The sequence below is a fragment of the Pseudomonas lundensis genome, from assembly GCF_001042985.1.
Taxonomy (GTDB): Bacteria; Pseudomonadota; Gammaproteobacteria; order Pseudomonadales; family Pseudomonadaceae; genus Aquipseudomonas; species Aquipseudomonas lundensis.
In genome coordinates this window covers 8,908-31,830 of the sequence record NZ_JYKY01000026.1, presented here as the reverse complement: position 1 = coordinate 31,830, position 22,923 = coordinate 8,908, and the positions used below count along the sequence as shown (strand labels likewise).

Sequence of the window (22,923 nt, the reverse complement as noted above, 5' to 3'; positions counted from 1 at the left end):
TACGGAAGAAGCCAGATGAATGCTGAGAAGTCCCTCAAACTTGCCCGCCGGTTCATCGAATTGCCGCTGGAAAAACGCCGGTTATTCCTCGACGGATTGCGCGGGGAAGGGATCGACTTTTCTCAGTTCCCGATTCCTAAAGAGGTGGCGCAAGACGACCGCCACGCACTGTCCTACGCACAGCGGCGCATGTGGTTTTTGTGGCAACTGGACCCGCACAGCGGCGCGTACAACTTGCCGGGCGCGGTGCGCCTCAAGGGTGAGTTGAACGTCGCGGCGCTGGAGCAGGCGTTCGCCCATGTGGTGCAGCGCCACGAAACCCTGCGCACGGTGTTTCGGCAGAACGCCGATGACAGCCTCGAACAAGTGGCCTTGAGCCAGCCATTGGCGGTCGAGTCGATGGATTTCACCCTGCTGCCTGCCGTGGCGCGCGATCAGGCGGTGGCTGCCCAAGCGCAGCGCCAGTCGCTGTTGCCCTTCGATCTGGCCAATGGCCCCCTGTTGCGCATCATGTTGCTGAAACTGGCTGACGATGAACACGTCCTGCTGCTGACCTTGCACCACATCGTGTCTGACGGCTGGTCGATGAATGTGCTGATCGACGAATTCATGCGCGGTTATGACGCCTTTGAGCGCGGTCAGTCACCACAACTGCCCGAACTGCCGATTCAATACCGCGACTATGCGCTGTGGCAGCGCCGCTGGCTGGAGGCTGGCGAGCAGGCGCGGCAGCTGACGTATTGGCGTGACAGGCTGGGCGACGAACACCCGGTCATCGCGTTGCCCACCGATTACCCGCGCCCGGCGATGCCAAGCTATCGCGGCACCCGCCATGAATTCGCGCTCGATCCTGCACTGGTGGAGCAGTTGCGCACATTGGCGCAACGCCACTCGGTCACGCTGTTCATGCTGTTGCTGGCGGCGTTCAACATTCTGTTGCACCGCTACAGCGGCCAGACCGATGTGCGTGTCGGCGTGCCGATCGCCAACCGCAACCGGCGTGAGGTCGAAGGGCTGATCGGCTTTTTCGTGAACACCCAGGTGTTGCGCTGCGAACTGAATGCCCAGACCCCGGTGGCGGACCTGCTGCGTATGGTCAAGGAAACCGCCCTCGGCGCCCAGGCCCATCAGGAGCTGCCGTTCGAGCAATTGGTCGAGGCGTTCAAGCTGAAACGCAACCTGAGCCATAACCCGCTGTTCCAGGTGATGTACAACCACCAGTCGCAGGTGGCGGACCTTGAAACGGTCAAGACGGCCTCGGGCCTGGAACTGGGCCTGATCGAATGGGAAGCGCGCACCACTCAGTTCGACCTGAGCCTGGACACCTGGGAAAAAGGCGGGCGCCTCAACGCAGCGCTGACCTATGCCAACGATCTGTTCGACGCCGCGACCATCACCCGCATGGCGCGCCACTGGAGCAACCTGCTGCGGGCGCTGGTGGCCAATACCGAGTGCCGGATCGGCGAGTTGCCGATGCTCGATGCCAGCGAATTGCACACGCAGGTTTACGAATGGAACCACACGGCCGCCGCGTACCCGTCCGATCGCAGCGTGCATCATTTGCTCCAAGCGCAGGTGGCGCGCACCCCGCAAGCCTGCGCACTGGTGTTCGGGGAGCAGGCGCTCAGTTATGCGCAGCTCAATGCCCGCGCCAATCAGTTGGCACGGCACCTGCGCGAACAGGGCGTGGGCCCGGATGTGCTGGTGGGCATCGCGCTCGAACGTTCGCTGGAGATGGTGATCGGCCTGCTGGCCATCCTCAAGGCGGGCGGCGCCTACGTGCCGCTGGACCCTGAATACCCGCAAGAGCGCCTGGCCTACATGATCGAGGACAGCGGCATCGACCTGTTGCTCACCCAGCAGGCGCTTGTGGCCGGTCTGCCCGCGGCCGACATCCGGATCATCGCCCTCGATGACCCCGCCCAAGCACTGCACGGCTATGACGACAGCAACCTGAACCTCAGCCATGACGCACAGCAACTGGCCTATGTGATTTACACCTCGGGTTCGACCGGCCGCCCGAAAGGCGCGGGCAACACCCATGCGGCGCTGGTCAACCGGTTGTGCTGGATGCAGCAGGCGTATGGCCTGGATGCGCACGACACGGTGCTGCAAAAAACCCCGTTCAGCTTTGACGTGTCAGTGTGGGAGTTTTTCTGGCCACTGCTCGCCGGAGCACGGCTGGTCGTGGCGCAGCCCGGTGAACACCGCGAGCCGCTGCGCCTGATCGACACCATCCGCCAGCATCAGGTCAGCACCCTGCATTTCGTGCCGTCGATGCTGCAGGCCTTTATCCACGAAACCGGTGTGCAGCACTGCACCAGCCTGCGGCGCATCGTGTGCAGCGGTGAAGCCTTGCCGGTGGACGCTCAGCAGCAGGTGTTTGCCAAGCTGCCGGGTGCCGAGCTGTACAACTTGTACGGCCCGACTGAAGCCGCCATCGACGTCACGCACTGGACCTGTGTCGATGAAGGCGCAGCCAGCGTGCCCATTGGCCTGCCCATTGCCAACCTGCGCACCGTGGTGCTCGACGCTGACCTGTCGCCGGTGGCAGTGGGTGTGGCAGGCGAGCTGTATCTGGGAGGCGCCGGTCTGGCCCGTCACTACCATCGACGTCCGGGGCTGACCGCCGAACGCTTTGTGCCGTGCCCGTTCCATGACGGCCAGCGCCTGTACCGCACCGGCGACCGGGTACGCCAGCGCGTGGACGGGGTGATCGAATACCTGGGCCGTCTCGACCATCAGGTCAAACTGCGCGGGCTGCGCATTGAACTGGGGGAAATCGAAGCGCGCCTGGCCGAACACGCTGGCGTGCGTGAAGCCGTGGTGCTGGTGCTCGACGGCAAGCAACTGGTGGCCTACGTGGTCCTGCAAGACCCGGTCAGCGCTGGCGACTGGCAGGCTGCGCTGACGGCCCACCTGCTGCGCGGCTTGCCGGAGTACATGGTGCCTGGCCACTGGATCAGCCTTGAGCACCTGCCGCTGTCGCCCAACGGCAAGCTGGAGCGCAAGGCCTTGCCGCGCCCCGACCCGGTGTCAGCGCAGCAGGTTTACAGCGCGCCTGCCACGGAACGGGAACAGCGTCTGGCTGAGATCTGGCAGGCGGTGCTGGGCGTGGCGCACATCGGCGTGGACGACAATTTCTTCGCGCTGGGCGGCGACTCGATCATCTCCATTCAAGTGGTCAGCCGGGCGCGTCAGGCAGGCATCGCCTTCAGTCCCCGTGACCTGTTCCAGCATCAGACCATCCGCAGCCTGGCGCGGGTGGCCGAACTGAGCACACACACCGCCCTCGATCAGGGCATTGCCCACGGCCCGGTGGCCTTGGCGCCAGTGCAGCACGGGTTCTTCGAGCAGCCGATGCCGTCACGCCATCACTGGAATCAGTCATTGCTGTTGCACCCGCGTCAGCCGGTCGAGGCCGCGCCGCTGGAGCAGGCGTTGCGGCAACTGCTGACCCATCACGATGCCCTGCGCCTGCGTTTTGAACAGCGCGATGGCCAGTGGCAGCAGGCCTATGGCGAACTGTCGGCCGAGCCGGTGTTGTGGCAGCAACAGGCGGCGTCGGAAGATGAACTCAACCGCCTGTGCGAACTCGCCCAGCGCAGCCTTGATCTGCAAGCAGGGCCGCTGTTGCGTGCGGTGCTGATCGACATGGCCGACCACAGCCAGCGCGTGCTGCTGGTGGTGCACCATCTGGCCGTGGATGGCGTGTCGTGGCGGGTGCTGCTGGAGGACTTGCAACAGTTCTACGCGCAGCCGACGCAGGCGCCGCAGGCCAAAACCAGTGCCTATCAGGCCTGGACCGCGCACTTGCAGGCCGCCGCGCAGGCGCGTTTGCCGGAATTGGCGTACTGGCACGCTCACCTGAGCGGGGCCAGCAGTGAATTGCCTTGCGACCGTGCCGGGGGCGGGTTGCAGAACCGTCACGGGCAAACACGCGCGTTCAGCCTGGACGCCGAGCGTACCCGGCAATTGCTGCAAGTGGCGCCCGCGACCTACCGCACGCAGGTCAATGACCTGTTGCTCACGGCGCTGGCGCGGGTGATCTGCCGCTGGAGCGGCCACACCAGCAGCCTGATTCAGCTTGAAGGCCACGGTCGCGAAGAGCTGTTCGACGGTCTCGACCTGTCGCGTACCGTGGGCTGGTTCACCAGCCTGTTCCCGGTGCAATTGACGCCAGCCGTGGGCATGGGCGAGTCGATCAAGGCCATCAAGGAACAATTGCGCAGCGTCCCGGACAAAGGCGTCGGTTATGGACTGCTGCGCTATCTGGCCGGCAGCGAGGCGGGTGCGCAACTGGCCGCGCTGGCCACCCCGCGTATCACCTTCAACTACCTGGGCCAGTTCGATCGCCAGTTCGACGGTCAGGCGCTGTTCGTCCCGGCGGCCGAAAGCGCCGGTCAGGCGCAGGATGAACAGGCGCCGCTGGCCAACTGGCTGAGCATCGAAGGGCAGGTGTATGGCGGCGAGCTGAACCTGCAATGGACCTTCAGCACCGAGATGTTCGAACCGGCAACCATTCACGCCTTGATGGACGACTACCAGCGCGAACTGTCGGCGCTGATCGAGCACTGCGTGACCCATGAAACCGGCGGCATGACGCCGTCGGACTTCCCGTTGGCGCGCCTTACTCAGCAGCAACTGGACACCCTCAAGGTAGCGCCCGGGGCCATTGAAGACATCTACCCGCTGTCGCCGATGCAGCAGGGGTTGCTGGTGCACACCTTGCTGGAACCGGGGTCGGGCATTTATTTCATGCAAGACCGTTACATCATCGACAGTGACATCGACCTGCCACGCTTTACGGCGGCCTGGCACGCCGTGGTGCAGCGTCACGATGCATTGCGGGCGTCGTTCAGCCTCGACGATGACGGCAACATGCTGCAAATCATCCACCGCGACGCAGCGCCCAAGGTGCAGGTGCATGACTGGAGCGATCGCCCCGAGGCTGAGCACGAAGCGGCGTTGCAAGCGTTGCTGGCGCAAGACCGCGCCGAAGGGTTTGACCTGCTCAACACGCCACCTTTCAGCCTGCGCCTGATTCGCCGCAGCACCGGGCATTACTGGTTCATCCTCAGTAACCACCACATCCTGATCGATGCCTGGTGCCGTTCGCTGTTGCTGCAAGATTTCTTCGCCCTTTACAGCGGTCAACGCAGCCTGCCGCCCGCGGCCCGTTACCGCGACTTTATCCAGTGGCTGCAAGAACAGGGCGAGCGCGAGGCGCTAGCCGCCTGGACCCGGGAGCTGGCGGGCTTTGAGCAACCCACCCCGTTGCCGTTTGACCGGGCCTTGCGGCGTCAGGGCGGCTTCTCGGTGATAGGCGATGTGTATGCCGATCTGCAGGTCAGTCAGGGCCGCGCCTTGCGCGAGTTGGCGCAGCGTTTCCAGCTCACCGTCAACACCCTGACCCAAGCGGCCTGGGCGTTGGTCTTGCAGCGTTACAGTGGCCTCGATGAGGTGCTGTTTGGCGTGACCGTGGCCGGTCGCCCGGTCAATCGCCCCGAGATGCAGGACACCGTGGGCCTGTTCATCAACAGCATTCCGTTGCGCCTGCAACTGCCGCGTGCCGGGCAGGACGTCAGCGTCAAGGCGTGGCTGCAACGCTTGTTCGAGCACAACCTGGCGCTGCGTGAGCACGAGCACCTGCCGCTGTTGAAGGTTCAGGCGTGCAGTGCGCTGGACAAAGGCCAGTCGATTTTCGACAGTTTGTTTGTCTACGAAAACGCGCCGGTGGAAAGCGCCGTGGTCACGGGGGCCGAGCACATCAGCGCCCGATCCGACAGCGCGCGCACCCACACCAACTACCCGATGACGGTGGTGGTGTACCCCGGCGACGCGCTCGGCCTGCACCTGTCTTACGACACGCGCTTCTTCGACGACGCCACCGCCGAGCGTTTGCTGGCCGATTTCAAACGCCTGCTGCTGGCCATTGGCGAGCATGCAGACGGGCCGTTCGCGGAGTTGCCGGTGGTTGACGCCGCCGAGCGCGAGCACCTGTTGCAGGCGGGCAATCACACCGACCGCGACTACCCCCTGGCCGACGGTTATGTGCGCCTGTTTGAAGCGCAGCACGACGCGCACCCGGAGCAGGTGGTGGCGACATGCCTCGATCAGCGCTGGACGTATCGCGAGCTGGAAACCCGCGCCAACCGCCTCGGCCATGCCTTGAGGGCGGCGGGTGTGGGGGTCGATCAGCCAGTGGCGCTGCTGGCCGAGCGCAGCCTGGCGCTGCTGGGCATGATGCTCGGCAGCTTCAAGGCCGGTGCAGCCTATTTGCCGCTGGACCCGCAATTACCCGCCCGGCGTTTGCTCGATTTGCTGCAACTGGGGCAAGTGCCCGTGCTGGTGGCCAGCGCGGCGTGTGGCGATCAGGCCCGTGCCTTGCTGGCGCAATTAGCCCCGGCGCAACGGCCGCGCCTGGTGGTGTGGGAGGACGTGCAGGCCCAGGACTTCTCCAGCGCGCGGCCGGGGGTCTACACCGGGCCTGACCATTTGGCCTACGTGATCTTCACCTCGGGCTCCACCGGGACGCCAAAAGGGGTCATGGTCGAGCAGGCCGGGATGCTCAACAACCAGTTGAGCAAACGGCCTTACCTCGACCTGGGCCGTGACGCTGTGATTGCCCAGACCGCGTCCCAGAGTTTCGATATTTCAGTGTGGCAATTCCTCGCGGCGCCGTTGTTTGGCGCACAGGTGGACATCGTGCCGAGCGCCATCGCCCATGATCCGGCCGCGTTGCTGGGCCACGTCGCTGCACGCGGCATCAGCGTGCTAGAGAGCGTGCCGTCGCTGATCCAGAGCCTGCTGGATGAACCCCTTGGTCAACTGTCCGGCCTGCGCTGGATGCTGCCGACCGGTGAAGCCATGCCGCCCGAACTGGCGCGGCGCTGGTTGCAGCGATACCCCGACATCGGTCTGGTCAATGTCTACGGCCCGGCAGAGTGCTCGGACGACGTGGCGCTGTTCCGGGTCGACGCAGCGTCGGCCGACAGCGCGTACCTGCCGATTGGTCTGGCCACCGACAACAATCGCCTGTACGTCCTCGACGGCGGCTTGCAGCCTGTGCCCACCGGAGTGGTGGGCGAACTGTACGTGGCCGGCACCGGCGTGGGGCGCGGGTATTTTGGTGATCCGTTGCGCACCGCCAGTGTGTTCCTGCCCAATCCTTACGCCCGGCAAGCGGGGGAGCGCTTGTACCGCACCGGCGATCTGGCGCGCCGCCGCGCTGACGGTCAGCTGGAATACGTGGGCCGGATCGACCAGCAGGTGAAAGTGCGCGGGTTCCGCATTGAGCTGGGGGAAATTGAATCACGCTTGCGCGACGTGAGCGATGTGCGTGAAGTGGCCGTGGTGGTGCAGGACGGTCCGACCGGCAAGGCGCTGGTGGCATTTATCGTGGCGCAACCGTCGGCGCCGCAGTGGTCAACGCTGCGTGAACAACTGAAAACCGCGCTCAAGGCGCAGTTGCCCGACTACATGGTGCCGTTGCAATGGCTGCCTCTGGACCACTTGCCGCTCAATGCCAACGGCAAGGTGGACCGCAAGGCCTTGCCGCAGGCGCAAGCGGCCGACTGGCAGCGCGAGCTGGTGGCGCCCCATGCAGGCATTGAGTCGCGTATTGCGGCGATCTGGCAGGAAGTCCTCAAACTGGACGCCGTCAGCCGCGACGACAACTTCTTCGAATTGGGCGGCCATTCGCTGCTGGTGGCGCAAGTGGTGTCCCGCGTGCGTCAGCAGTTGATGATTGAACTGCCCCTCAGCAGCCTGTTTGAAACCAGCGTGCTCAGCGAGTTTGCTGCCCGTTGCCAGGCGCAGCCGCCAACGCTCAGTGCCCCGACCTTGAAGCCGATGGCGCAAGGGCAGGCGGGGGTGCTGTCGTACGCACAGCAGCGGCAGTGGATTCTCTGGCAACTGGACCCGGACAGCTCCGCTTACACCATCCCGGCTGCGCTGCGGCTCACGGGCACGCTCAATCGCGATGCCTTGGTGCGCAGTTTCAATGACCTGCAAGCGCGGCACGCCACCTTACGCACCACCTTTGTTCAGGACGGCGAACAGGCGCGTGGCGTCGTGCACGCCAGCCTGCCGTTGGACCTGCGCGAGCTGACGCTGGCGGCACCGACGCAGGCCGAAATTCAAGCACGGGTCGCCGAGGCGATGCGTCAACCCTTCGACCTGCGTCACGGCCCGCTACTGCGTGTATTGTTGCTCACCGTCGGGGCCGATGAGCACGTGTTGGTGCTGACGGTGCACCACATCGCGGCCGACGGCTGGTCGATGCAAATCATGGTCGATGAGTTCAGCGCCCTGTATCAGGCCCATGTGCTGGGGCAGGCGCCCGAGCTGCCGGCCCTGGCTGTCAGTTACGCCGATTTTGCGGTCTGGCAACGGGACAGGTTGCAGGCCGGTGAGGGCGAGCGTCAGTTGAGTGCCTGGAAGGCCCATTTGGGCCAACAGCATCCGCCGCTTGAACTGCCCAGCGAACTGACTCGCCCGGCGATACGCAGCGAACGCGGGGCGCGCCTGGAACTGGCAGTCGAGCCCGAACTGGCGGCCGGTTTGCGGCAGTTGGCGCAGCAACACCACGTGACCCTGTTCATGGTGCTGCTGGCCAGTTTCCAAACCGTGCTGCACCGCTACAGCGGTCAGTCGGCGATCAACGTCGGTGTGCCCAGTGCCGGGCGCAGCCACCTCGAAACGGAAGGCCTGATCGGTTTCTTCATCAACACCCACGTGCTGCGCGCGGAGATTGACGGCCAGCAGACATTTGCCAGCCTGCTGCAACAGGTCAAGAGCACCGCGTTGTGGGCGCAGGCTCATCAAGAATTGCCGTTCGAGCAACTGGTGGAAGCGCTGCAACCTGAGCGCAGTCTGAGCCACAGCCCGTTGTTCCAAGTGCTGTTCAACCACCAGCGGCCGATCGGCGAGAGCGTCGAGCGCAGTCTGCCGGGGCTGGTCATCCGGCGCATGGCGTGGCAACAGCACACGGCGCAGTTCGATCTGGCGCTGGACACCGAAGAGCAGGGCGAGCACTTGCACGCCAGCCTGACCTACGCCAGCGACGTGTACGACGCCGCCACCGTCGAACGCCTCGCGCAGCACTGGCTGAACCTGCTGCGCGCCGTGGTGCGTGAACCACAACAACGGATTGCGGCGCTTGAGCTGATGGCCCCTGCCGAGCAACAGGCGCTGATCCGGCAGTGGAACCCGCAGGTCGAGGTTCAGCCCGTAGCACCTGGCTTGCATCAGCTGTTTGAAGCACAGGCCGCGGCGCAGCCGCAGGCGGTGGCAGTGCGCTGTGGCGAGCAATCGCTGGATTACGGCGAGCTCAATGCATGCGCCAATCGACTGGCGCGCAAGCTGCGCGAACTGGGCGTCGGCCCGGAAGTGCGGGTAGGGATTGCCACGGAACGTGCGATACCGCTGGTGGTGGGCGTGCTGGCCATCCTCAAGGCGGGGGGCGCTTATGTGCCACTGGACCCGCAATACCCGGCCGAACGCTTGAGCTACATGATCGGGGACAGCGGCATCCGCCTTCTGCTGACCCAAGAGCACTTGCTGGAAAGTCTGCCGCCCCACGTCGGGGTTCAAAGCCTGTGTCTGGAGCACCTGACGCTGGACACGTTCAGTGCCGAGAACCTGGCGAACCTGACCCGACCGGACAACCTGGCCTATATGATTTACACCTCGGGCTCCACCGGGCGGCCAAAGGGCGCCTTGCTCAGCCATGCCAACGTCACCCGCTTGTTGAGTGCCACGCAACAGTCGTTCGGTTTCGATCAGCACGACGTGTGGACGCTGTTCCATTCCTACGCGTTCGACTTTTCGGTGTGGGAGCTGTTTGGCGCCCTGTGCAGCGGAGGGCGCCTGGTGATCGTGCCGTATTTCATCAGCCGCGAGCCGCACGCGTTCCATCAACTGCTGTGTGATGAAGGCGTCACGGTGCTCAACCAGACCCCGACCGCTTTCCGGCAATTGATGCCGGTGGCGTGCCAAAGCCCGCAAGCGCTGGCATTGCGCTGGGTGATCTTCGGCGGCGAAGCGCTGGAGGTGGCGAGTCTGCGGCCGTGGTACGAGCGCTTTGGCGATCGCCCCACGACGCTGGTCAATATGTACGGCATCACCGAGACCACGGTGCATGTGACCTTCCGCGCGCTCAGCCCGGCCGATCTGCAGGCCAACGTGCAGAGCCCGATTGGCCGCCCGCTCAGTGACTTGAGCTGGTACTTGCTCGACAGCCAGTTGCAGCCCGTGGCGCCGGGGTGCGCGGGCGAGCTGTACATCGCCGGTCAAGGGCTGGCGCGGGGCTATCACGGCCGCGCCGGGCTCAGCGCCGAACGCTTTGTGCCCAGCCCGTTTGCGCCGGGGGAACGCCTTTACCGCAGCGGCGACCTGGCGCGTCAGCGGGCAGACGGCAACATCGACTACCTGGGCCGCATCGACCAGCAAGTGAAGATTCGCGGTTTCCGCATCGAGCTGGGGGAAATCGAGGCCTGCCTCAAGCAGCAACCGGGGGTCGCGGAGGCCGTGCTGACGGTGCATGCGAGCGGCCAAGACTCACAACTGTGCGCGTACGTGGTGGCAATCGACACTCCGACCGATCCGCTGGCCTGGCGCGAACATTTGCGCGCGGCGCTCAAGGTCGACCTGCCGGACTACATGGTGCCCAGCCACTGGCGGCTGCTGGATGCGCTGCCCCTGACCGGCAACGGCAAGCTGGACCGCAAGGCCTTGCCGCAGCCGGATGCCGATGCCGAAGGCTGGCAGCGCCCTTACAGCGCCCCGGTCGGGACGCTGGAAACGCAGCTTGCGGCGATCTGGGCCAGCGTGCTGGACGTGGAGCGTGTGGGTCGACATGACAACTTCTTTGAATTGGGCGGGCACTCATTGCTGGCGGCCCAGGCCAGTGCCCGGGTCGAGCTGGAGCTGGGCATCGAGCTGGCGCTGCGTGCGCTGTTCGAGGCGCCCGACCTGCAAGCCTATGCCGCCTTGGCACAAGCACACACGCCTGCGGATAACGATGGTCGTCTGAGCGCACTTGAGTCGCTGCTCGACGAGATGGAGATCAACTGATGGAAAATTCTACCGCGTGGCGTATTGCCAACCGTTTTGCCAGCCTGGCGCCGCACCAGCGCCGTGAATTCCTGCAAAAAATGCAGGAGCAGGGCGTCAGCTTCGGCCAGTTGCCGATTCCGCCCACCGCCAATGCCAACGCCGACGCGCCGTGCGAACTGTCGTACGCGCAACAACGGCAATGGTTTTTATGGCAACTGGACCCGCAAAGCGCGGCCTACCATATTCCGGCGGCCTTGCGCCTGCTCGGCGCGCTGAATATCGAGGCTCTGCAACGCAGCTTCGACGCCTTGCTGGAGCGCCATCACAGTTTGCGCAGCGTCTTTGTCGAGCCAGACCCGCAGGCCGCTGGCGACGACAGCCAACCCCCGTCACGGACCTTCAAGGTGGCCGCGTCGGTGCAACCGCTCGCGGCCAGCGGCCCTTGGCTGAGGCTTGCGCGCCACGACTTGCGCGATCTGCCCCACCACCAGCGCCTCGACCAGGCGCTGACGCTGCTGGAGGACGACATCGCCCGGCCGTTCGACCTGCAACATGGCCCCTTGCTGAGGGTCAGCCTGTTGCAGCTCGACACCGACGATCACGTGCTGGTGCTGACCCTGCACCACATCGTGGCCGATGGTTGGGCGATGGGCGTGTTGGTCGATGAGTTTTCGCAGCTGTACGCCGCCCATGCCCAGGGCCAGTCCGTGACCCTGCCACCCTTGCCGATTCAGTACGCCGACTACGCGCGGTGGCAGCGGCGCTGGATGGAGGCGGGCGAACTGGAACGCCAACTGGACTGGTGGCGCGCGCAATTGGGTGACGAGCAGCCGGTGCTGGAGCTGCCCGCTGATCGCCCGCGTCCCGCTCACCCGACGCAGCAGGGCGCGCGGCTGGACTTCACCCTGGACCCGCTGCTGGCCAAAAACCTCATGGCATTGGCCCGTCAGCGGGGCGTGACCCCCTTCATGCTGTTGCTGGCCAGCTTTCAGGCGTTGCTGCATCGCTACAGCGGCCAGCCGGACCTGCGCATCGGCGTGCCGGTGGCCAATCGCACGCGCGCCGAGACCCGTGGGTTGATCGGTTTTTTCGTCAACACCCAGGTGCTGCGCGCCGAACTGGACGGGCGCATGCCCTTTGCCCGCTTGCTGGAGCAGACCCGCGATCGTTCGCTTGATGCACAGGCCTATCAGGAGGTGCCGTTCGAGCGTCTGGTGCAGGCGCTACAGGGCGAGCGCAGCCTGAGCCACAGCCCGTTGTTTCAAGTGATGTTCAACCACCAGCAAAGCCGACCCGGTGCGCTGAGCGGGATGCTGGCCGGGTTGCAGGTCGAAAGCGTGGAGTGGCAAGGCCGTACCACTCAATTCGATCTGCAACTGGACACCCATGAGGAAGGCGAGCGCCTGATGGCCAGCCTGACCTACGCCACCGACCTGTTTGACGCACCGCGTATCGAGCAGATGGCGGCCCATTGGCGCAACCTGCTGGCGGCCATTGTGGCCAATCCTGAGTGCGCGATTGGCCAATTGCCGATGCTGACGGCGGCCGAGGTTGAATCCACCCTTTATCAACTCAATGCCACCGAACACCGCTATCCCGGCCCCGCGTGCGTTCAGGAGCACATCGAAGCGCAAGCGGCCGCCACCCCCGATGCCTGTGCGCTGATATTTGCTGATGAGCACCTGAGCTACCGCGCGTTGAATGAGCGCGCCAACCGTTTGGCCCGGCGTCTGCGCGACGCAGGGGTGGGGCCTGAAGTGCGTGTCGGGGTGGCCTGCGAACGCTCGCTGGAACTGGTCATCGGGCTGCTGGCGATTCTCAAGGCCGGGGGCGCCTATGTGCCGCTGGACCCGGAATACCCGGCTGAGCGTCTGGCCTATCTGTTTGAAGACAGTGCTATCAGCCTGTTGCTGACCCAGCCCCATGTGCAGGCCGACCTGCCGTTGCCTGACGCGTTACCGGTCATCTGCCTGGAAGCGGGCGACACCTGGCTGGCCGGGTACGACAGCGACAATCTGCCCAACCTCGCTTGTGCCCAGCACCTGGCGTACGTGATTTACACCTCCGGCTCCACCGGGCGCCCCAAAGGCGCGGGCAACAGCCATGGCGCGCTCTATAACCGTCTGGCATGGATGCAACAGGCCTATGGCCTGAGCGCGGCCGACCGGGTGTTGCAGAAGACACCGTTCAGCTTCGACGTGTCGGTGTGGGAGTTTTTCTGGCCGCTGATGCACGGCGCCACGCTGGTGGTGGCAGCGCCAGGCGTCCACCGCGACCCGCAACAGCTGGCGGCGCTGATCGTGGAACAGGCGATCACCACGCTGCACTTTGTGCCGTCGATGCTGCAAGCGTTTATCAGTGTCGATCAAGCCCGCCAGTGCAGCTCGTTGCGGCGCATTGTGTGCAGCGGTGAAGCGCTGCCAATCGAATTGCAGCGCCAGACCCTGCGCAGCTTGCCGAAGGCGGCGTTGTACAACCTGTACGGCCCGACCGAAGCCGCGATCGACGTCACCCACTGGACCTGTGTCGAAGAAGGCCGCGACAGCGTGCCCATAGGTCGCCCGATTGCCAACCTGCGCACGTATATCCTGAGCCCCGAATTGCAGGCGTTGCCCTGTGGTGCAATCGGCGAGTTGTACCTGGCTGGCAGCGGTCTGGCCCGGGGCTACCATGCCCGGCCGGGGCTGACAGCGGAGCGCTTTGTGGTCGATCCGTTCGGCACGGGCGAGCGCTTGTACCGCACCGGCGACCTGGCCCGCTATCGCGCCGATGGCGCCATTGAGTACTGCGGCCGCATCGACCATCAGGTGAAAATTCGCGGCTTGCGCATTGAGCTGGGGGAAATCGAAGCGCGCCTGCACGAACACCCGCAGGTGCAGGAAGCCGTGGTGCTGGCGCTGGACAATCAATTGGTGGCGTACCTGGTGCCGACCGACGCGCAATTGGCCCACGACGTTCAAGCGCAAGGCCCGTGGCGCGACGCCTTGAAAGCGCGCTTGTTGCAGAGCCTGCCCGATTACATGGTGCCGACGCACCTGATGGTGATTGAGCGGATGCCGTTAAGCCCTAACGGCAAACTGGAGCGCAAATTGCTGCCTGCGCCTGGGGTGAGCGTCAGTCAGCGCGTGTTTGAAGCGCCACGCAGTGACCACGAACGGCAGCTAGCAGCGATCTGGCAGCAGGTGCTGGGGGTCGAACAGGTCGGCCGGCAGGACAACTTCTTTGAGCTGGGCGGCGACTCGATCATCTCGATTCAGGTCGTGAGCCGGGCCCGGCGTGCCGGGCTGCGTTTACAGCCGCGCGACCTGTTTCAACAGCCGACCTTGCAGGCGTTGGCGGCCGTGGCCAGTCAGCAGGCAGTGCCGCAGATCGCCCAAGGGCCGGTGCTCGGCACACAAGCCCTGACCCCGGTGCAACGTTGGTTCTTCGACAACCAGACCGTGCAGCCACAGCACTGGAACCAGGCCGTGTTGCTGGAGGTGCGCGAGCCGCTGGACCTGCTGCGGTTGCAGACTGCCCTGCAACGGGTGTTGGCCCGCCACGATGCGCTGCGCCTGCAATTTCGTCAGGTCGAGGGGCAATGGACGGCGCGGTATGTGCCGCTCGACAGCGCGGCGGCCACCGACGTGCTGTGGACCGCGCACGTGCAGAGCGATGAGGCATTGCAGGGGTTGTGCGATGAAGCCCAGCGCAGCCTGTCGCTGCAAGAGGGCTCGCTGTTGCGTGCGGTGTTGATCGACCACGCAGACGGCGGGCAACGCGTGCTGTTGGTGATTCATCACCTGGTGGTGGACGGTGTGTCGTGGCGGATTGTGCTTGAAGACTTGCAAGCAGCGTATGCCGACCAGCCGTTGCCGGAAAAAACCAGCGCCTTGCAAGACTGGGCGAACCAGCTCGGTGCCTACGCCAACAGCGACGCCGTGGTAGCTGAATGCAACTGGTGGCAACAGCACCTGCAAGACGCCAGTGCTGCGCTGCCCAACACTCGCCCGAACGCCAGCCAGGCCGTGCGTCACCGCCAGGTGGTCAGCCTGGGGCTGGACCGCGAGCGTACGCGCCAACTGCTGCAACAGGCCCCGGCGGCGTACCGCACCCAGGTCAATGACCTGTTGCTCACTGCGCTGGCGCGCGCCCTGTGCGACTGGACCGGCGACGCCCATGCATTGATTCAACTGGAAGGTCACGGCCGTGAAGACCTGTTTGACACCATCGACCTGACCCGCACCGTGGGCTGGTTCACCAGCCTGTTCCCGGTCAAGTTGACCCCGGCCACCGATCTGGCGACGTCGATCAAAGCCATCAAGCAACAACTGCGCGACATTCCCGGCAAAGGGCTGGGGTTTGGCCTGCTGCGCTACCAAGGGCCCGTCGAGGTGCAAGCTCGCCTGGCGGCATTGCCGAGCGCGCGGGTCACGTTCAACTACCTGGGGCAGTTCGACCAGAGCTTCAGCGACGACGCCCTGTTCGTGCCCGCGCGTCAAGCCAGCGGCGCAGCGCAAAGCCCGGATTCACCCTTGGCCAACTGGTTGTCGGTGGACGGCCAGGTGTTTGGCGGGGAGCTGAAACTGGACCTGAGCTTCAGTCAGGCATGCTTCGACAAGGCCGATATTCAGGCGTTGGCAGCGGCCATCGAATCGAACCTGCAGGCCGTGGTGGCGCATTGCATCGACCCGCGCCACGGCGGTGTGACCCCGGCCGATTTCCCGCTGGCCGACCTGACCCAGGCGCAACTTGATGACGTGCCGGTGACGTCGCGGCAGATCGAGGATCTGTATCCGCTGTCGCCGATGCAGCGCGGGCTGTTGTTCCACAGTGTGTACGAGCCGCTGGCGGGCGCGTATGTCAACCAGCTCAGCGTGGAAGCCACCGGGCTGGACGCGACGCGTCTGGCGCAGGCGTGGCAGGCGACTCTGGACGCACACCCGATTCTGCGCAGCGGCTTCCATTGGCCGCCGGGCGCCGCGCAACCGGTGCAAGTGGTGCAGCGCACACTGGAGTTGCCGTTGACTGTGCTGGACTGGCGCGGGCGCGCCGATCAGGCTGGCCAATTGCAACTGCTGGCGCGCAGCGAGCGGTTGCAGTTTGACCCGGCGCACCCGCCCTTGCTGCGTCTGGCGCTGGTGCGGCTGGATGAACAGCGTCAGCAACTGATTTACACCCATCATCACCTGCTGCTGGATGGCTGGAGCAACGCGCTGTTGTTGGGCGAAGTGTTGCAGCGCTATGCCGGGGACACTGTGGCGAGCCATTCAGGGCGTTTTGCCGACTACATCGGTTGGCTGCACAGGCAGGATGCAGCAGCCGATGAGGCGTTCTGGCGCACCCAGCTGGCCGGTCTGGAAAACCCGACCCTGTTGGCCCAGAGCGTGGCGTACACGGCTTCGCCACAGGCGGATGAGTACGCCGACCATCGTCAGGTCTTCGACGCGGCCAGCAGTGCGGCGTTTACCGCATTTGCCCGCCAGCACGCCATCACCCTCAACACGCTGCTTCAAGGCGCGTGGGCGCTGCTGTTACAGCGCTACAGCGGCCAGCAGACGGTCGCGTTCGGCGCCACGGTCTCGGGGCGCCCGGTGGACTTGCCGGGTGCCGAGCATCAGCTCGGGCTGTTCATCAATACCTTGCCGGTGATCAGCCAGCCGCAGGCCGCTGAAAGCGTGGCGCAGTGGCTGGACCGCTTGCAGGCACATAACCTTGAGCTGCGGGAGCACGAATTCACCGCGTTGAGTGACGTGCAGCGTTGGGCCGGGCGTGCGGGTGAGCCGCTGTTCGACAGCTTGCTGGTGTTCGAAAACTTCCCGGTTGCCGAGGCCTTGCAACAGGGTGCCCCGGACGGCTTGCGCTTTTCGCTGCCGGATAACCACGAGCGCACCAACTACCCGCTGACGCTGGCGGCGGTGAGTGAAGGGCATTTGAGCCTGACCTGGAGTTACCAGCTCAGCCACTTCTCGCCCCCGGTGATTGCCCGCATGAGCCAGCATTTGGCGTGCCTGCTGAACGCCATGGTGGCCGCCCCGCAGGCCCGCCTGGGCGAGTTGCCCTGGTTGAGCGAAGGTGAACGCCAGCAGTTGCTGCATGACTGGAACCCGGCACCGGGGCCAGCGACCACGCAATGCGTGCATCAGTTGATCGAAGCGCAGGCGGCGATTCGCCCCGAGGCGGTGGCGCTGATCTTTGCCGACACCCCCTTCAGCTATCACGACCTCAATCAACGTGCCAACCGCTTGGCTCATCGCTTGCGTGAGTTGGGTATCGGCCCCGAGGTGCGCGTGGGGCTGGCCGTCGAGCGCTCGCCGCAGATGATTATCGGCCTGCTGGCGATCCTCAAGGCCGGGGGCGCTTACGTGCCGCTGGACCCGGCGTACCCGGCCGAACGTTTGGGGTATTTGATGCAGGACAGCGGCATTGCGCTGCTGTTGACCCAATCGTGGCTGCGCCCGTCATTGCCACCGGTGGCAGGGGTGCCGGTGCTGGAACTGGACCGTGAGGCCGTGGCGCATTTGCCGGGCACCGACCTGCGCAACCTGAACGACGCGCAGAACCTCGCTTACCTGATTTACACCTCGGGTTCCACCGGGCGTCCGAAAGGCGTCAGTGTCGCCCATGGCCCGCTGGCCATGCATTGCCTGTCCATCGGCGCGCTGTACGGCATGACCCCGCACGACCGCGAGTTGCAATTTGCCTCCATCAGTTTCGACGGCGCCCACGAGCGCTGGCTGACCCCGCTGGTCTTCGGCTCGGCGCTGATGCCCCGTGATGACGAGCTTTGGAGCGTGCAACGCACCTGCGAAGAGATCGAGCGGCACGGCATCACCATTGCCTGTTTCACCCCCAGCTATTTGCTGCAAATGGCCGACTACCTGGGTGAAGCCGGGCGTGCCTTACCGATCCGTTCTTACACCGTGGGCGGTGAAGGCATGCCCAAACACGCCTTCGATGAAGTGCAGCGGGTGTTGCAGCCACCGCGCATTATCAACGGCTACGGCCCGACTGAAACCGTGATTACACCGTTGATCTGGTGCGCGTATCCGGGCACGCAGTTTGACTCGCCGTTTTTGCCCATTGGCCGTCCGGTGGGGCAGCGCAGCGCTTACGTGCTCGACAGTCAGCTGCAACCCTTGCCGGTGGGCGTGGCGGGCGAGCTGTACATGGGCGGCGAGGGCATTGCGCGTGGCTACCATCAGCGGCCCGACCTGACGGCGGAACGGTTTGTACCGGACCCGTTCGTGGCAGGCGCGCGCCTGTACCGCAGTGGCGATCTGGCGCGGCTGCGCGAGGACGGGGTGGTCGAGTACCTGGGCCGTATCGACCAGCAGGTGAAAATCCGTGGGTTCCGCATTGAGCTGGGGGAAATCGAAGCCTGTCTGCTGGAGCACGACGGCGTGCGCGAAGCCTTTGTGGTCGACCGCGAAGGTCCGGTCAGCCGTCAGTTGGTGGGTTACATCGTGCCCCGCGACCCACTGGCCGATGACAGCGCGCTGCGCGAGGCATTGATAGCGCACCTGCGCAGCCGTCTGCCGTCACACATGCTGCCGGCGCATTTAATGTGCCTGGCCGCGTTGCCGTTGACCCCCAACGGAAAGCTGGACCGTCAGGCGCTGCCGGCGCCCGAGGCCAGCCGCCAGGTGGCGGAACGGGTCTTGCCGGGCACCCCGGCAGAAGCCCTGCTGGCGGCGGTCTGGCAAGACGTGCTGGGGCTGGAAGCCGTGGGGGTGACTGAAAACTTCTTCGAGTTGGGCGGCGATTCGATCATCTCGTTGCAGGCCGTGAGCCGTGCAGGGGCGCTGGGCTTGGCGTTCACCCCGAAACAACTGTTCGAGGCGCAAACCATTCGTGCGCTGGCACAACGGGCCGTGGCGGCAGCACCCCGTGTCGCGCATGCTCCCGACGCCGTGCCTTTTGCCCAAGCGCCGACCACCGTGCAGGTGGAGCGCGAGGGGCTGGACGACCTGTACCCGCTGTCGCCGATGCAACAGGGCATGCTGTTCCACTGCATTGAGTCGCCCGAGCTGAACCTGTACGTCAACCAGCTCAGCGTGGCGGTTGAAGGGTTGCAGGTCGACCGTTTCCGCGCCGCCTGGGACACCTTGCTGCAGCGCCATGAAGTGCTGCGTGCGGCCTTCCTCTGGCGCGACGGTCTGGCGGATCCGCTGCAAGCGGTGTATCAGCAGGCGCAAGTGCCGATTGTGGAACTGGACTGGCGTGAACACGCCGACCCGCAGGCGGCGTTGTTGGCCTTGGCGGCGGACGATCAGGCGCGTGGCTTCGACCTCAGTTGCCCGCCCTTGATGCGTTTCACCTTGGTGCGTCTGGGCGATAACCGGCACCAGATGATCTGGACCTACCATCACTTGCTGCTGGACGGCTGGAGCGCGTCACGTCTGCTCGGCGAGATGCTGCGCCTGTACGCGCACCAGACCTTGCCAGCGCTGACCGGGCGCTATGCCGATTACATCCACTGGCTGGCGCAGCAGGACGTGACGCTGGCCGAAGGGTTCTGGCGCGCACGCCTGGAGACGCTGCAAGCGCCGACGATGCTGGCCAATGCGGCCAACACCGGCGGCAGCGGCCACGGCGTGCTTTATAGCTATCTGGACAGCGAGGCGACCCGCCGTTTGTACACGTTTGCCACTCAACAACGGGTGACGTTGAACACGCTGGTGCAAGCGGCCTGGCTGCTGCTGTTGCAGCGTCATACCGGGCAGCGCAGCGTGGCTTTCGGCGCCACCGTGGCGGGGCGCCCGACCCAACTGCCAGGCGCGCAGGACATGCTGGGCCTGTTCATCAACACCTTGCCGGTGATCCAGACCCTCGATCCGCAACAGACGCTGGGCGACTGGCTGCGCGAGTTACAGGACTACAATCTGTCGATCCGTGAGGTCGAGCACACGCCGCTGGCCGATATTCAGCGCTGGGCCGGGCAGGGCGGCCAAGGGCTGTTCGACAGCATCATCGTGTTTGAAAACCACCCGGTGGACCGCGCCCTGCGCGGCGAGCAGAACGGCGAATTGAGGTTTGCCGAAGTCGGCAGCGGCGGGGTCACCAACTTCCCGATGGATTTGATGGTCAGTGCCACCGACCAAGGGCTGGAGGTGGAATACCTGTACTTGCGCGAACGTTTCACGGCGCCGCAGGTCGAGGCCATTCGCGCCCAGTTGGAAGGGTTGCTGGCGCAGTTGCCGCAGGATGCCCAGTGCCGGATTGGCGACATTGGCTTGCCACAGTCACGCATTGAGCAGGCACAGGTGCAGGCCCCTGCGACGGACTTGGTGCATGGCTTCATGGCGCAGGTGCGGCGCCAGCCCGATGCCGTGGCCTTGATCTGCGACGGCCGTGAACTGACGTATGCCGCGCTGGACCGGCAGGCCGACGTGCTGGCGGCTCACTTGCAAGGGCGCGGCATTGGCCCCGAGACACGGGTGGCGGTGGCGTTGCCGCGTTCGGAGCAGACGATTGTGGCGTTCCTGGCCGTGCTCAAGGCAGGCGCCGCGTACGTGCCGCTGGACCTCGACTACCCGGCTGAGCGACTGACCTTCATGCTGGCCGATTCAGCGGCCAGCCTGTTGCTGTGCAACAGCGATGTGGACCAGCGGGTGACCTTCGATGCCGCCACCCCGCGTCTGTTGCTCGACCAATTGAGCGATCAGGTGGCGTTGCCACGGGCGGTTGAGTCGCTGAGCGGGCATCTGGCATACCTGATTTACACCTCGGGTTCGACCGGCCAGCCCAAAGGCGTGGCCGTGGCCCGCCAGCCGATTGCGCGGCACTGTCAGGGCATCATCGACCTGTACGCGCTCAACCCGGACAGCCGCGAGCTGCACTTTATGTCCTTCGCGTTTGACGGTGCGCAGGAGCGCTGGCTCAGCGTCTTGCTGGCCGGTGGCAGCCTGGTGATCCGCGACGATCAGCTGTGGACCCCGGAGCAGACTTTACACGTGCTGCACCAACAACACGTGACGGTGGCGTGCTTCCCGCCCGCTTACCTGCAACAGCTGGCAGAAGTCGCGCTGGCCCAAGGCAACCCACCGCCCGTGCACACCTATTGTTTTGGTGGCGACGCGGTGCCGGATGCCAGCTTTGAGCTGGTCAAGCGAGCCCTGCGCCCGCAACGACTGGTCAACGGCTACGGGCCGACCGAAACCGTGGTCACGCCGCTGTTGTGGCGGGCCGAGGTGACGGACTGCTGTGAAGCGGCCTATGCGCCGATTGGACGGGGTGTCGCCGGACGCGGTTTGTATGTGCTGGACGCGGACATGAACCCGTTGCCCGCCGGTGTGAGTGGCGAGTTGTACCTGGGCGGGGAATGCCTGGCCCGTGGCTATCACGGGCAACCGGGGTTGAGTGCCGAGCGCTTTGTGCCGGACCCGTTCGATGCCAAGGGCGCTCGCATGTACCGCACCGGGGACCGGGTTCGTCAGCGCGAATGCGGCCTGATCGACTACCTGGGGCGCCTGGACCAACAGGTAAAAATCCGCGGCTTCCGCATTGAACTGGGGGAAATCGAAGCGCGTCTGCGTCAGTGCGAAGGGGTGCAGGATGCGGCGGTCAAGGTGATCGAAGGGCCGACCGGCAAGCAGTTGGCAGGGTATGTGGTCGCGTCCGGCACCCTGCTGGAACGCACACTCAAAGAGCAATTGCAGGCGCACCTGCCGGATTACATGGTGCCGAGCCACATCGTGCCGATGGCGCGTTTCCCGCTGTCCGCCAACGGCAAGCTGGACCGTCGCGCACTGCCCGAGCCGCAGGTTGCCCAAGGCACGTACCGGGCGCCGCGCACTGAACTGGAACAGGCATTGGCGCTGATCTGGCAAGAGGTGTTGGGGCTGGAGCAGGTGGGGATCGACGACAATTTCTTTGAGCTGGGCGGCGACTCGTTGCAGGTGCTTAAAGTGATTTCACGGGTGCGTAATCAGCCGCAGTTGGGTTTCAGCCTCAAGCTGCGCGACCTGATGCAGAAACCGTGCATTGCCGAGCTCAGCGGCTTTGAACCTGTGGCGCTCGCTCAGGCCCCCGACCCGCTGCTGGCGCTCAATAGCCGCGTTGGTGACGTGCCGCCGTTGTTCTGTTTGCACGCGGGGTTCGGCACGGTGTTCGACTACGAGCCGCTGGCCCGTAAATTGGACGGGCGCCGCAGCGTTTATGGTGTGCAGTGCCGCATGTTGCTCGACCCTGAATGGCAAGACACCTCGTTGCATAGCATGGCGCAGGCGTATGCCGGACGTATCCGCCAGCAACAGGCTGACGGCCCGTATCACCTGCTGGGCTGGTCATTGGGCGGGGCGTTGACCTTGCTGGTGGCCCAGGCGCTGGAGGCGCAAGGTCAGCAGGTGGCGTTTGCCGGGCTGGTGGACACCTACGTGGCGGGGACGGCCGAGGCCAGTGACGGGCGTGAAGACTTGCAGGATTTCTTGCGCTTTGTGCTGGGGCTGTCCGAGCACGACGCGTGCGGGTTGATGGAGGATCAGGGGCGCAGCGCCGAGCAGGTGATTGCCGCCGCCATGGCCGAGCCACGTGCCGGGTTGGGCGAGCACGGGCTGCTCGGGTCGGCGGAGCTGAGTCACATCTTTGCCGTGGGCGCGCGCCTCAAGCAGTTGGCTTTGCAGCAGCCGATGCTGCCTGCAACCCGGGTTCAGGCGCACCACTGGTGGGTGGCCGGGCGCGACGACGAGCGCCGCGTGCATGGGGCGCAAGTGGGGCCGGGCGCCAGTCACAGCGTGCTCAAGGGCGGGCATTACGAGGTGTTGCGTCAGGCGCCATTGCTGATCCGACTGGAGCAATTACTGGCAGGGCAGGCCGAGCGGGTGTGACGGCACCTTATGCACGTGCGTTGAGGTTCAGCGCTAACCATCACCGCCTTCGGCA

The 22,923-nt window shown here is 65.1% G+C and carries 2 protein-coding genes; both read left to right on the top strand.

The window, feature by feature from the left end; genetic code table 11:
• Positions 1-15: 15 nt before the first annotated feature.
• Positions 16-11,079: a non-ribosomal peptide synthase/polyketide synthase gene (locus TU74_RS18240; protein ID WP_048377269.1), complete on the top strand. Its 11,064-nt coding sequence runs from the start codon at positions 16-18 to the stop codon at positions 11,077-11,079.
• Positions 11,079-22,868 (top strand): non-ribosomal peptide synthase/polyketide synthase, encoded by an 11,790-nt coding sequence (locus TU74_RS18235; protein ID WP_048377268.1) that lies wholly within the window; start codon positions 11,079-11,081, stop codon positions 22,866-22,868. The genes TU74_RS18240 and TU74_RS18235 overlap by 1 nt, the downstream gene beginning before the upstream one ends.
• Positions 22,869-22,923 lie beyond the last annotated feature (55 nt).

Excerpts from the sequence above, each read along its gene's own strand:
- TU74_RS18240 (WP_048377269.1), top strand. The coding sequence starts at position 16 with ATGAATGCTGAGAAGTCCCTCAAACTTGCCCGCCGGTTCATCGAATTG.
- TU74_RS18235 (WP_048377268.1), top strand. The coding sequence starts at position 11,079 with ATGGAAAATTCTACCGCGTGGCGTATTGCCAACCGTTTTGCCAGCCTG.